This is a genomic window from Orlajensenia leifsoniae (assembly GCF_004570845.1).
GTDB lineage: Bacteria > Actinomycetota > Actinomycetes > Actinomycetales > Microbacteriaceae > Orlajensenia > Orlajensenia leifsoniae.
Window position 1 is genome coordinate 22,822 of sequence record NZ_SPQZ01000006.1, and the last position, 13,187, is coordinate 36,008.

11 protein-coding genes are annotated in these 13,187 nt (G+C 71.3%); 3 read left to right on the plus strand and 8 right to left on the minus strand.

The window, feature by feature from the left end; translation table 11 throughout:
• Window positions 1-26: 26 nt before the first annotated feature.
• The 4 genes from E4M00_RS14545 to purD form a co-directional block, all read right to left on the minus strand.
• Window positions 27-905 carry a VOC family protein gene (locus tag E4M00_RS14545; protein ID WP_135121217.1) on the minus strand — a complete coding sequence of 293 codons (879 nt, stop codon included), beginning with the start codon at window positions 903-905 and terminating at the stop codon, window positions 27-29.
• 75 nt (window positions 906-980) lie between these two features.
• Window positions 981-1,406, minus strand: coding sequence for a YybH family protein (locus tag E4M00_RS14550; RefSeq protein WP_135121218.1), 426 nt, complete (start codon window positions 1,404-1,406; stop codon window positions 981-983).
• A gap of 133 nt (window positions 1,407-1,539) precedes the next feature.
• A complete protein-coding gene (locus tag E4M00_RS14555; protein WP_135121219.1) occupies window positions 1,540-2,481 on the minus strand; it encodes a phosphoribosylaminoimidazolesuccinocarboxamide synthase in 942 nt (313 codons plus the stop codon).
• A 169-nt stretch (window positions 2,482-2,650) separates the two neighbouring features.
• Window positions 2,651-3,934: a phosphoribosylamine--glycine ligase gene (purD, locus tag E4M00_RS14560; RefSeq protein ID WP_135121220.1), complete on the minus strand. Its 1,284-nt coding sequence runs from the start codon at window positions 3,932-3,934 to the stop codon at window positions 2,651-2,653.
• Window positions 3,935-4,055: 121 nt separating this feature from the next.
• Here purD and E4M00_RS14565 point away from each other — a divergent pair, with 121 nt between their 5' ends.
• A complete protein-coding gene (locus tag E4M00_RS14565) occupies window positions 4,056-4,418 on the plus strand; it encodes a sterol carrier family protein (protein ID WP_135121221.1) in 363 nt (120 codons plus the stop codon).
• A gap of 192 nt (window positions 4,419-4,610) precedes the next feature.
• Here E4M00_RS14565 and E4M00_RS14570 read toward each other — a convergent pair whose 3' ends face one another.
• Genes E4M00_RS14570 through E4M00_RS14580 form a run of 3 tightly spaced genes read right to left on the minus strand, consistent with a single transcriptional unit; the run spans window position 4,611 to window position 7,769 of the window.
• Window positions 4,611-5,456 (minus strand): heme ABC transporter ATP-binding protein, encoded by an 846-nt coding sequence (locus tag E4M00_RS14570; protein WP_135121222.1) that lies wholly within the window; start codon window positions 5,454-5,456, stop codon window positions 4,611-4,613.
• Window positions 5,453-6,619, minus strand: a complete 1,167-nt coding sequence (locus E4M00_RS14575) for a FecCD family ABC transporter permease (protein ID WP_420813456.1) — start codon at window positions 6,617-6,619, stop codon at window positions 5,453-5,455. The genes E4M00_RS14570 and E4M00_RS14575 overlap by 4 nt, the downstream gene beginning before the upstream one ends.
• The gene (locus E4M00_RS14580) at window positions 6,603-7,769 is read right to left on the minus strand and encodes a heme/hemin ABC transporter substrate-binding protein (RefSeq protein WP_135121223.1); all 1,167 of its coding nucleotides are present in this window, start codon (window positions 7,767-7,769) and stop codon (window positions 6,603-6,605) included. The genes E4M00_RS14575 and E4M00_RS14580 overlap by 17 nt, the downstream gene beginning before the upstream one ends.
• Window positions 7,770-7,934: 165 nt before the next feature.
• Between E4M00_RS14580 and E4M00_RS14585 the strand changes: the two genes are divergently transcribed.
• Window positions 7,935-12,383: an HtaA domain-containing protein gene (locus E4M00_RS14585; RefSeq protein WP_135121224.1), complete on the plus strand. Its 4,449-nt coding sequence runs from the start codon at window positions 7,935-7,937 to the stop codon at window positions 12,381-12,383.
• A gap of 107 nt (window positions 12,384-12,490) precedes the next feature.
• Window positions 12,491-12,856 (plus strand): hypothetical protein, encoded by a 366-nt coding sequence (locus E4M00_RS14590; protein ID WP_240037162.1) that lies wholly within the window; start codon window positions 12,491-12,493, stop codon window positions 12,854-12,856.
• An 11-nt stretch (window positions 12,857-12,867) separates the two neighbouring features.
• Here E4M00_RS14590 and E4M00_RS14595 read toward each other — a convergent pair whose 3' ends face one another.
• Complete coding sequence (locus E4M00_RS14595; protein ID WP_135121225.1) at window positions 12,868-13,149, minus strand: antibiotic biosynthesis monooxygenase; 282 nt, start codon at window positions 13,147-13,149, stop codon at window positions 12,868-12,870.
• Window positions 13,150-13,187 lie beyond the last annotated feature (38 nt).

A 13,187-nucleotide genomic window follows, 5' to 3' on the forward strand; every position in this document is an offset into this window, starting at 1 on the left:
TCGTGCGGCCCACCGCAGGCGGGGACTCAACGCACCGTGACGTTGATCAGGTTCGCCCAAGGGTCCTCGAAGGCGACCGTCTGGCCGTCGTCACGGGTCTTCACGCCGTAGTGCCGCATCCGTTCGTCGAGGGCTCCGATGTCGTCGGCGCTCGGCACCACGATGTCGACCTGGCCGAGCCCCAGGGCAAGACCCCGTCTGCCGGCGCCGGCGCTGTTCCAGGTGTTCATGGCCATGTGGTGGTGGTAGCCGCCGGCCGACACGAACAATGCCGAGTCGCCGAGCGCGGCCGTCGTCTCGAAGCCGAGCTTGTCGACGTAGAACGCCCGTGCGCTCGCCACGTCGCCGACGGAGAGGTGCACATGACCCACGACCGCCGTGCCGAACGGCGCGATGGCGGCCGACTCGAGCGCGACCTCGGTGAGGTGCTCCTGCAGGTAGGCGTTCGGATCGAGGTAGAGCGTCGCCATCTCGATCTGGCCGTGCGCCCAGCTCCAGGTGGTGCGTGACCGGTCCCAGTAGAGCTCGACTCCGTTGCCCTCGGGGTCGGTGAAGTAGAACGCCTCGCTCACCAGGTGGTCGGCGCTGCCGGTGAAGGTGCCCGGGTAGCGCGTGGCCACAGAGTAGATCGCGAGCGCCAGGGCCGTCTGCGAGTCGAACACGATGGCCGTGTGGAACAGCCCGGCGCTGCGCGGCTCGGCCGACTTCAGCTCGGGGGCGTGCTGCAGGATCATGATCGGCGTCGTGCCACGGCCGAGCACCGCAGTGCCGCCGTCGTTCGCGATCAGCTCGAGGGTCACGCCGTCGCGGTAGTAGGCGATCATCGCGTCGAGGTCGCCCACCCGCAGGGTGACGGCGCCCATGCCGGTGTCCGGGGCGAGGAGATCGGAAGCAGTGTCGGTCATGATTGTCGCAACAACTAATTTCTGGAGGGTATTCCCACCCTGCTGTCGCGGCATCCCGGCCGGGCGGCGGAACCGTCACTCCGGCGGCGCTGCAACAGACCGGTGCTCGTGGGTGATGAGCCAGACTCCACGCGAGCGGCGCAACCCCGTCGTCACGCGCAGCCAGAGCTGGAAGCGCCGTCCGCCGACCGGCGTGGCCGTGAAGCGATCGACGCTGTGTGCGAACGCCACGTCATCGCCGACGACGACGGCGAGGTCGCGCACGGAGTACTCGATGGAGTCCTCGAACCCGTCGAACCAGTCGCGCAGGTCTGCGGCATCCGTGATCGTCGAGCCAGGGGCGATCGGGGCTGGCGTGAGGTCGAAGCCGGTCGATCCGGGGGCGAAGCGCGACACGAGATAGTCGGCGTCTCTGGCCTTCACGGCCGAGGCCCGCTTCGAGAGCAGCCAGCCGATCTCGGTCTCATCGATCTCACGGTCGAGGTCGAGCAGGGTGGTCATGGTCGTCTCCTGTCCGGCGCCACTGGTGGGCGCTCATCAGGACGACGAACGGATGCCGCCCCGAATCGACAGCGAGCCCAACCTGCGACTCGGACCGAGTTCAGCCCGGCCGCAGATCGAGCTCAGACGGAGCTCAGGCCGCGTCGCCGGTGAGACGCTCGAGCAGCTCGCGGTAGCGCAGTGCCGTTCGCTCGACGATCTCGCTCGGCAGGGTGGGCGGGGGCGTCACGCCGTCGTCCTCCCAGTTGGCGGCGAGCCAGTCGCGCACGATCTGCTTGTCGAAGCTGGCCATACGCTCGGCTGGGGTCGTTCCCGTACGCCAGGCCTCGGCATCCCAGTAGCGGCTGGAATCGCTGGTGAGCACCTCGTCGGCGAGCGTCGTGACGCCGCTCTCGCGATCGGCGCCGAACTCGAACTTGGTGTCGGCGAGGATGACCCCACGCCCCTCCGCCACGTGCGAGGCCTGCGCGAAGATCGCGAGAGAGAGGTCGCGCAGCTCGGCGGCGACGACGGGCCCGACGAGTTCCACGGTCTGCTCGAAGTTGATGTTCTCGTCGTGCTCGCCCATCGGCGCCTTGTACGCCGGTGTGTAGATGGGCTCGGGCAGGCGGTCGCCGTTCTCCAGTCCGGCGGGAAGCTTCAGGCCGCACACGGTCTGCGTCGCCTGGTACTCCTTCCACCCCGATCCCGTGAGGTAGCCGCGCACGACGCACTCGATCGGGAACATGTCGAGCTTCTTCACCAGCATCGAGCCACCCGCGACGGATGCCGGGATGCGGCTGGATCCGTCGACGCGGTGATCGGGCACGAGGTGGTTCGGCACCCGCAGCTGGTCGAACCACCAGAGGCTGAGGGTGGTGAGCAACTCGCCCTTGCCCGGGATGCCGGGCTCGAGGGCGTGATCGAAGGCACTGACGCGGTCGCTCGCGACGACGAGCATGGTGGCATCGGCCGGGTCGACGGGCTCGTAGAGGTCGCGCACCTTGCCCGAGTAGACGCGGGTGAAGCCCGGAAGGCTCTCATCGGCGGTCGGGGCTGGCGTCGGGTCTGGCGTCTGTCCTGGCGTCGCGGTCACGCGCCCAGTCTACTTTCGAGCGGCTGGACGCACGGCCGGATACCGCTGCCGGATGCCGCCCGGCAGGCTGGATGCCGTTCATCAGGCTGGAATCGCGCGAATCGAGCCTGCTGGATCTAATGCAGCCTGCGCCGGGCGAGGGGCGCGGCCTGCGCCGGGCGAGGGTACGTCAGGAGACCTTCGCAGCGATGTCGGTGCGGAACTGCCCGCCCTCGAGGCCGATGCGGCCGAGGGCGTCGTAGGCACGGGCGCGCGCCTCGCCGAAGTCGGCTCCGACGGCGACGACGCTGAGCACGCGGCCGCCCGTGGCGACGAGCTCGCCGGCGGCATCGGTACCCTCCGCGCCGTGAGCCGTGGCCGCGTGGGCGAGGTGCACGCCGTCGACGGATGCGGCATCCGCGAGCCCGAAGAGGATGCGACCGGTGATCGGCGGCTCGGGGTAGTTCTCACTGGCGATGACGACGGTGACCGCCGCGGTGTCGGAGAAGACCGGGCGCTCGAGCTCGCCGAGGGTGCCCGTGGCTGCCGCGAACAGGAGTCCGGCGAGCGGCGTCTCGAGCCGGGGGAGCACGACCTGCGTCTCGGGGTCGCCGAACCGGGCGTTGAACTCGATGACGCGGATGCCCTTCGACGTGAGGATGAGCCCGCAGTAGAGCAGGCCGACGAAGGGAGTGCCCTCGGCGGCGAGCTGGCGCACAGTGGGGAGCGCGATGGTCTCGATGACCTCGTCGACGAAGGCCTGCTCCGAGCCGAACTCGTCGGTGAGCCAGGGCAGCGGCGAGTAGGCGCCCATGCCTCCGGTGTTGGGGCCGGCGTCGCCGTCGAGGAGGCGCTTGAAGTCCTGTGCCGGGGAGAGGGGCAGCACGTGCTCGCCGTCGGAGAGCAGGAACAGCGAGACCTCCTGGCCGTCGAGGAACTCCTCGATCAGCACGCCTCCCCGCGGAGCCCATTGGGCGGCGTGGGCGACGGCCGCGGCGCGATCGCTCGTCACGAGCACGCCCTTGCCGGCGGCGAGGCCGTCGGCCTTCACGACGTAGGGGGCACCGAACTCGTCGAGGGCGGCGGATGCCTCCTCCACCGAGGCTGCACGCACGGCGCGGCCGGTCGGAACGCCCGCGGCGTCCATGATGCGCTTGGCGAAGGTCTTCGATCCCTCGAGGGCGGCCGCGGCCTGATCGGGGCCGAACACGGGAATCCCGGCGGCGCGCACGGCATCGGCGACGCCGGCCACGAGGGGGGCCTCAGGTCCGACGACGACGAGGTCGACGCCGTGCTCGACCGCGAGTGCGGCGACGGCATCCGGATTCTCCGCGTCGATCGGGAAGACGGGAACGTCGCCGGCGATGCCCGCGTTGCCGGGAGCGGCGATGACCTCGTGGCCGGCGGCATCCGCGAGCAGTGCGGTGATGATGGCGTGCTCGCGCGCGCCCGGGCCCAGAACGAGAATCTTCACGCCCTCAAGGGTAGGGGATGCGCCGAGTTGCCCACTTCCGCCAGTCGTGAGCGCCCGGCACTGGCTGAAGTGGGCAACTCGACGGGTGCGGGGACGGGCGGGGGCGCGGGAGGATGGAGCCATGGGACGCGCGCGCATCGATGAGGGTCAGGGGCTGGCCGCCCTGCGGTCGTGGCAGGCGGATGCGGCATCCGCGAGCCGCGACACGAAGGCCATGGCCGTGCGATTCACGCTGCAGGCGCTCGCCGATCGTGCTCCGGGCAACACCGTCGAGGTGCGGGTTCCGCCGTTCGGGGCGACGCAGTGCATCGAGGGACCCCGGCACACGCGCGGAACGCCGCCGAACGTCATCGAGACGGATGCGGCGACCTGGCTCGCGCTCGCCACGGGCGCCGAGGCCTGGGACGACGCTCTGGGGTCCGGCCGGGTGCACGCCTCGGGTCAGCGTGCGCAGCTCGACGGGCTGCTGCCGGTGGTGCGGTAGCTGCGGTGCCTGCGCTTCGAACGCCGACTTCGTCGGGTTCTCACCGAGCGCGCCGTGAGAACCCGCTCGCTGAGGACCGAGCGCAGCGACCGTCCGAAGCGCTTCGGGGTCGCGGCTCGTAGAAGCGCTTCGGCCGCGGACTCCGTCCGGGCCTCAGCGAGCGGGGCAGGCGAGGGTGGTCGGGGGTGCGGCTCACCGCAGCGGCAGGATCAGCGGCGCCCCCGTGCGCGGATGCGGGATCACCTCGACCGGCTGCCCGTAGACCTCCGAGATGCGCTCGCCCGTGAGAACGGCATCCGGGCTCCCGGATGCCACCACTCGCCCACCGGCGAGCAGCGTGATGCGATCGGCATACGCCGCCGCCAGGTTGAGGTCGTGCAGCACGACCACCACGGTGTCGCCCGACCGCGAGCGGGCCCGGGCTATGCGCAGCACGTCCTCCTGGTGGCGCAGGTCGAGCGCCGCCGTCGGCTCATCGAGCAGCAGCGTCGGCGCGGCCTGGGCGAGCACGCGGGCCAGGGCGACCCTGGCACGCTCGCCGCCCGACAGCGACGGCACGGTGCGCCCCAAGAGATGGGCGACGTCGGTCTGGACGAGGGCCGCGGCGATCAATCGCTCATCGTCGTCCTCGGCGGAGGTGCCTCGCCACGGCGCGCGCCCCATGGCCACGACCTCGCCCACGGTGAAGGGGAAGAACACGTCGTGCTGCTGGAGGAGGACGGCACGGGTGCGTGCCAGCTCGCGCAGGCGCCACGATCCGATCGGCCGCCCTTCCACCTGCACGCTGCCGGATGCCGCAGGCCTGTCGCCGGCGAGCACTCCGAGCAGCGTCGACTTGCCGGCACCGTTCGGTCCGATGAGAGCGTGCACCTCGCCGGGCCGGGCGTCGAAGTCGACGCCGTCGAGCAGGGTGGCGCCGTCGATGACGACGCCGACGCCCTGGGCGGCGAGAGCAGGTGCGAGAGTTGAGGCCAGGGCCGGGTCGGGCCCGGCATCCGTCACCGGAAGCGCGCCGGACGCGCTCGCCTGAGCGGTCATGCCCAGCCCCCGGCCCGCCGCCGCGTGCGACGCAGCAGCCAGAAGAAGAACGGTCCGCCGATGAGCGAGGTGAGCAGGCCGATGGGCAGGTCGGCCATCGGCACGGCCGTGCGGGCCACGAGGTCGGCGGCGAGCAGCAGCACGGCCCCGCCGAGCACGCTGGCGGCGAGAAGGCCGCGATGCACCGGGCCGATGATCATGCGCATCAGGTGCGGCACCACGAGTCCGACGAACGCGATGATGCCCGCGAAGGCGACGGCCGCGCAGACCAGTACCGCGACGACGACGACCACGACGATGCGCACGCCCTCGACGTTGACGCCCAGGTGCCGGGCTCCGCGCTCCCCGAGCGAGAACAGGTCGAGGGTGCGCGCGAGCAGGAAGGCGACGACGAGCCCGGCGACGACCAGCGGCGCGACGACGGCGAACTGCTGCCAGCGCGATCCGTTCAGCGAGCCGAGCTGCCAGAACACGATCTGCTCCCGCGATCCGGCGTCACCCAGGAACATCAGCAGGGCGAGCGCGGCCCCGGCGAACGCGTTCACGGCGATGCCGGTGAGCACCAGCGTCACGACCTCGGTCTTGCCGCCCGAGCGGCTCGACAGGTAGACGAACAGGGTGGTCACGAGGCCGGCGGCGAAGGCTGCCACGGCGATGGTCCACTCGCCGAGGAAGGCCCAGCCGAACACGATCGAGGCCGCCGCGCCCAGGGCCGCGCCCGACGAGACTCCCACGACGCCGGGCTCGGCGAGCGGGTTCGCGAAGACCGCCTGCATGAGGGTTCCGGCTGCGGCGAGGGCCGCTCCGATGACCACGGCCATCATGATGCGGGGAAAACGGATGCTCCAGAGCGCGGCATCGGTCGTCGGAACCGCGGCGGCGGGCACGTCGACGCCGAGGCCGCGCAGCAGCGAGTTCCACACCTCGCCCGGCGAGATGGGCAACTGCCCGCTGCACGCGGCCAGCAGCATGACGCCGACGAGCGTCACGGCGAGGCCGGCGAACAGGATCGCCGCTCGAGTGGGGCGGCGTCGGGGTGCGGATGCGGCGGCCGGCGCGGCTGGTGAGGCTGGCGCGGCCGGGGATGGCTCGGCGCGGCTCGGCGATGCGGGGGAGGACGGCGGGGTGACGGCATCCGTCACCAGGTCACTCACTCGACTCACCGGAATCCTCGGCTGCGCCCGCCACGGGACCCGAGGCCTCGGGGGCGTAGATCGCCCGGGCGAGTGCGTCGAGCACCTGGGCGCTGCGCGGCCCGAAGCTCAGGATGTCGGTGTCGTTCATGTCGACGAAGCGGCGGTTCTCGCCGGCGGGGGTCGCGGCCAGCGCCGGCACGGCCTCGAGCAGGCCGTCGACGCCGTCGACCGACTCGAGGCCCTTCGTCATGAGCAGCACCACATCGGGCGCCGCCTGGATGAGGGCTTCGGCGGTGACAGGGCGCATGCCCGTCCAGCCGATCTCGCCGGCGACGTCGACGCCGTCGAGGGCGCGGATGAGGGAGTCGGCGCCGGACTCCTCGCCGAACAGGTAGTAGACGCCCGCAGAACCGCGCACGTAGAGGAACAGGATGCGCGGCCTGTCGGCGGCCTCGGTCGGGGCGACGGCGTCGATCTCGGCGCGCACGGCGGCGACCTCCTTCTCGACACGAGTGGTGAGGGCCGAGCCCGTGTCGTCGACCCCGAGGGCGGCCGCCACCTGGGCCACGAGCTCGCCCACGGTCTCGATGCTGCGCTCCTTCGTGACGATCACGACGGGGATGCCGGCGTCACGCAACTGCGCGATCACGTCGCGCGGGCCGAGCGTGGTGTCGGTGATCACCACCGTGGGCGCGAGGGCGATGATCGGCTCGGCCGAGAGGGTGTGGCCGTCGGCGGTGACGACGGGGAGGTGCGCGGCCTCGGGGAAGCCCGTCGACCCGTCGCGACCCACCACCCGGTCGCCGAGGCCGAGGCCGAAGACCGTGGCGGCGATGGCGCCGGTGATATCGAGCGGGAGGATGCGGGAGGCATCCGTCACGGTCACGCTCGTGCCCTGCGCATCGGTGAGAGTGACGGGCAGTTCGGGCTCGACGGTCGAGCTCACGGCCTCGACGTGCGCGTCGAGCAGGCAGGCGGTCGACGGCCCGTCGACGTCGGCGGGGTCGGGGGCGATCTCCAGCTCGGTGAGTGCCTGAGCCGATCCGATGCACTGGGGTTGCTCCTCGGCCACCGACGATGCGGCGGCGCACCCCGAGAGTGCGATGAGGGCGGCGACGGCCACGATCGCGGTGGGGAGGAGGCGGCGGTGGACGCGGCGGGCAGCAGGATTCAGCATGGCTTGATTAGGTTAGCCTAACCTTAGAATTGACAACGGATGCCGGGTCTGGATACGTTAGGCAAGCCTAAGCTAACTCAGGCGATCCACCCCTCGCAAACCCGCACGCGCCCGGCGAACAGTCGGTCTCCGCGTGCCTTCGTCCTGCCTTGGAGCATCCGCGTCGTGAATCACCCGCATCCGCCTTCCTCGACCTTCCGCCGGCTCCTCGCCGCGCTGACCGTGACTCTTCTGGCAGCCGGGGGTGTGTTCGCGACAGGTGCTCCGGCGCTCGCCGACGAGACCGTGGCGGTCTCGACGCCCACCGCGACCGCCGAGCCGGCTCAGCCGATAGAGCCGACCGAGAAGTCCGAGCCGACGGAGCCGACCGAGTCGGCTGACGAGTCGGCCCCGGATGCCGCACCCGAGGAGACGCCTGCACCGGAGGTCTCGGCGCCAGCGGCCGAGCCCGCCCCCGTCGTCGAGCCCGCACCGGCCACCGACTCGGTGCCGGTGCCCGCGCCCACGGCTCCGACCATCGCTCCGAGCGCCTCGCCCAGCCCTGCGCCGTCATCCGCTCCTGTGCAGGCTCCTGCACCGAAGCCGGCGCAGGCCGCGCCGCTCGCCGCCGTGGCCGCAGCCCCGGTCATCGCCGTGACCCCGGCTCCGGCATCCGGTGGCGCCGTCACCGTGACAGGCAGTGGATTCGCCGGCGTCTCCCCGGGCATCTATCTCGGCCTCGGGCCCGTGGGCCTCGCCGGCTTCTACGCCGGCAGCTCGAGCCTGGTCTCGAGCGAGACCGTCTGGATCGCCGTCGGAAACCCCGAGGGCGAATCCGGCGCCGGCAAGAGCGCGCCGATGCAGGCCGATGGAACCTTCTCGATCACCGTCACGGTTCCCGCGCCGAGCACCGCCGTCCCCGCCTACGCGCTCTACACCTCGAAGGCCCACGGCCAGGGCTTCAGCGACCCGAGCCAGAACGCGATCACCGCAGTCACCTACGCGCCGGCACCCCTGCCGACGCCCACGGTCACGGTCTCCAAGACGACGAACCTGAACCCTGCCGGTGACACCGTCACGGTGACGGGCTCGGGCTTCGTGCCGAACGCTCCCACCACCTCGGGCACCCGTCCGCCGCTGGCAGGGAAGTTCACCGGTGCCTACGTGACCTTCGGCCGTTTCGCCGACGTGTGGAAGCCGACCGAGAACGCCGCGACGAGTGCCCGCGTGGGCCTGCAGACGTACTGGGCCGTGAACGCTGAGGACATGGCAACGATCGGCGGCGCTGCTGCCGGTGCGATCGAGATCAAGCCCGACGGCACCTTCCAGGTCGAGGTTCCGGTGTCCGCAGTGAACTCGAAGGACCCGGGAACCGGCAACTACGGCATCTACACCTACCCCGGTGGCGGCGCGAAGTACGCCGCGTTCGAGACCTACACGGCCCTGACGTTCGCGGCTCCGCTGCCGACCCCGATGGTCACGGTCTCCAAGACGACGAACCTGAACCCTGCCGGTGACACCGTCACGGTGACGGGCTCGGGCTTCGTGCCGAACGCTCCCACGACGTCGGGCACGCGTCCGCCGCTGGCGGGGAAGTTCACCGGCGCCTACGTCACCTTCGGCCGTTTCGCCGACGTGTGGAAGCCGACCGAGAACGCCGCCACGAGTGCCCGAGTGGGCCTGCAGACGTACTGGGCCGTGAACGCCGCCGACATGGCGACGATCGGAGGCGCTGCCGCCGGTGCGATCGAGATCAAGCCCGACGGCACCTTCCAAGTCGAGGTGCCCGTGTCCGCGGTCAACCCGAAGGACCCGGGAACCGGCAACTACGGCATCTACACCTACCCCGGTGGCGGCGCGAAATACGCCGCGTTCGAGACCGCCACCTCTCTTGCCTTCGCCGACCCGACGCCGCAGCCCGAGCCCGACGTGGTCACGACGACCACTCTCGCGGTGTCGGATGCCGCTGTCACGGCCGGTAGCTCCGTCTCCCTCACAGCGACTGTCGCCCCGGCGACGGCATCCGGAACCGTCACCTTCTACGAAGGCTCCACGGCTCTCGGTGACGCCGTCCCCGTGAAGGACGGCATCGCGGCCTCGAGCGCGACGCTCGCAACAGTCGGCGCCGCGAAGCTCAGCGCCCGCTTCGCGCCGGCCGCGGGGTTCGCAGCCAGCACGTCGCCGGTCGTCACGGTGACGGTGTCGAGCGTCGTCGTTCCGCCGGTCACCCCAACCGAGAAGGGCTCGCTGACCTGGGGCATCGACGCGGACTTCCGCGCCTACGTCACCGGCCCCATCGCCTCGGGGTCCGTCACTCCGGGCACCGGAGCCACCAGCGCAGGAGGAGCTTTCCGCTTCGCTCAGTCAGGGGGATCGTTCACGGCCACCACCGGCCGCGGCACGGCCGAGTACGCCGGCTCCGTGCGATTCACAGGCCACGCAGGTGCGCTCGACCTGACCTTCTCCGACCCGATCCTGCGGGTCACGAGTGCCACCGCGGGGGTGTTGACCCTCTCGGTCAACGGCGCCCGCGTCGACTTCGCGACGGCGAACCTCAAGGCCGCGAAGCGCACCACGGTGAAGGGCGCCACGGTCTTCACCGACGCCCCGGTCACGCTGACCGCCGCCGGTGCCGCCGCGTTCGACGGCTTCTACCCGGCCGGTCGCAGCCTGTCGCCGCTCACCGCCGTCATCGGCGCTGCCACCGTCACGCCGGAGCCGCCGACCGATCTCGTCGCCACCACGACCACCCTCTCGGCATCGCAGAAGAGCGTGACCGCCGGAGCATCCGTCACCCTCACCGCGAAGGTCGCCCCGACGAATGCGAAAGGCTTCGTGACGTTCTACACCGGCGGGAAGGCCATCGGCACCCCGGTCGCGCTCTCCTCGAGCAGCGCGAAGACGACGGTGAAGCCGAGCACGGTCGGCGCCCACACCTTCACGGCGCGGTTCGCACCGGCCTCGGGTGTTGCCTTCGCCGCGAGCACCTCGAGCGCGGTCACCGTGACGGTCACAGGTGCCGTCGCGCCGCCGGTCGCGCCGACAGCACCGCCGGCATCCGACCCGACCTCGACAGGCTCTCTGCGCTGGGGCATCGACACGGCGTTCAGCTCCTACGTGACCGGCCCGATCGCCCACGGCGCCATCGCCGTGAGCGGCGGAGCCACCGCGGCCGGGGGAGCCTTCCAGTTCGGCCAGTCGGGCGGATCGTTCGACCAGGCCGCGGGAACCGGAACCGCCGACTACAGCGGCGCCGTGCGCTTCACCGGCCACGCCGGAGCTCTCGACCTCACCTTCTCGAACCCCGTCCTGCGGGTGACGGATGCCGCCTCCGGCGTGCTCTCGGTGTCGGTCAACGGCTCCCGGGTCGACTTCGCGACCGTCGATCTCGGCACGGCATCGCGCTCATCGGCCGGCGGCGCGACGACCTTCACTGCGGCCCCGGTCACGCTGACCGCAGCCGGAGCCACGGCGTTCAACGGCTTCTACTCGGCCGGTCGCTCGCTCGCCCCGCTCACCGCCGTCATCGGCGCGCAGGGCGCAGCACCGGCCGGAACCGGCGGCACCGTGGCCTCGGCGCCTGCAGCGGATGCGGCATCCGTCACCGACATCCCGGCCACCCCGCCGGCGACCACGGGCATCGAGCTCGACGAGACCACCCTGGCCTCGCTCGTGAACGGCGACGAGGTCACGATCACCGTCGGCGGCTTCGAGCCGAACGAGACCGGCATCACCGTAGTTATCTACTCGACGCCGACCGTGCTCGCCCGCGATCTCACGGCCGACGCCTCGGGCGTGGTGACCTGGACCGGCACCCTTCCGGCCGCCCTCACCGGCACGCACACGCTCACCTTCCAGGGCTCGACGGCGAAGGGCATCGTGCTGACGATTCCCGAGCGCGCGTCGGTCGCCGGCCAGTGCACCGTGGCCGACGCCACGCTCAGCTGGGGCTTCAAGGAGTCGTTCCGCGGCTACCTCACCGGCGGAATCGCGAACGGCGACTGGGCACTCACCGGCGTGACGGAGGAGAACGGCATCTTCGGCTGGGCCGGCGGCACCGGCTCCGTCGACCCGGCGGCCTCGCGCGGCTCGGTCGGATACCCGGGCACCATCGAGTTCACCGGCCACGAGGGCGCTCTCGACACGACCATCGCGAACCCCCGCATCGAGCTCACCGGCCCCGCCGAGGGCTACCTGCTGCTCGACGTCACCGGAACCACCCAGCAGGGCGAGCCCGTGACGGCGGCCGGCATCCGCTTCGCGACGCTCGATCTCAGTGGCGACGTGCTGACGACGACGGATGCCGCTCTCACCGGAACCGCGATCCCCGCCGTACTGACCGAAGAGGGTGCCGCAGCGTTCGGCACCTACCCGGCCGGGGAGGCGCTCGACCCCGTGTCGTTCACCGCTCCGCTCCCGGCCGATTGCGGCGTCGCGGCCTCCACGGCCGATGAGCCCGTCGCCGAGGCGGCCGATGGCGATTCCGCCGCCGCGCCTGCATCCGACGTCGAGCCCGTGAGTGACTCGAGCTGGTGGATCTGGGCCGTCGTGGCGCTGCTCGTGCTCGCGGCCGTCGCGGTCGCCGTCATCCTGCGCCGCCGGGCCGTGGTGGCAGCGCGAGCCGGCAAGCAGTAGCGACCAGACGCGCTCGCCGTGCGGGGATGTCCGGTCGTCCGGACCTCCCCGCACGTCGTGCTGCCGCGAATGGGCGTCGTGCTCCCGGCGGGTGGGACAATGGAGGGGTGAGCCTCGAGAACCGCGCCGATCGTCCGTCCTCCGAACCCGATGGGGTGACGGATGCCGCTGACGACGCCGCGGTCGTCGAGATCGAGCGCGGCGAGGCCGTCGTGCGCCGCTCGCCCCGCTACCTGCGGTTCCTGCTCTCCGGCGCCATCGTCGGAATCGTGGTGGCGCTCATCCTCACCGTCACGTTCCCGGCCAACGACGAGTTCAGCATCGGCCAGGTCTTCGGCTTCCTGCTGCTGCTCTGCGGCGTCATCGGAATGACGTTGGGCGCCGTGGTTGCGCTGGTCTTCGACCGCGTGCTGGCCAAGCGCTCGCACACCGAGCAGGTCGAGCACACGACGCTGACGACTCCAGAGGGCTGACGCCCCGCCCGTCAGATGACGGTGCCTCGCAGGCTGTCGATGGGTTGTTCGTCCCAGGTCGTGAAGGGATCGTCGCCGACCTCGGCCATCAGGGGTTCGGAAGCAGCCTGGGCATGGTCGATGGATTCCCACACGGCGATTCCGACGAGTCGCCCACTGGCGTCATCGACGATGCCGGTCCACACGAAGCCGGGCTGCTGACGCGCCACCTGGCTGTATCGCGACATCGACTCGACGACAGCCTCGCGATGCTCGGGGCGAGGAGAATGAACGGACACGACGGCGTAGGTCATGCGGCATCAAACCACACGATGGCGAGTCTCTCAATCGA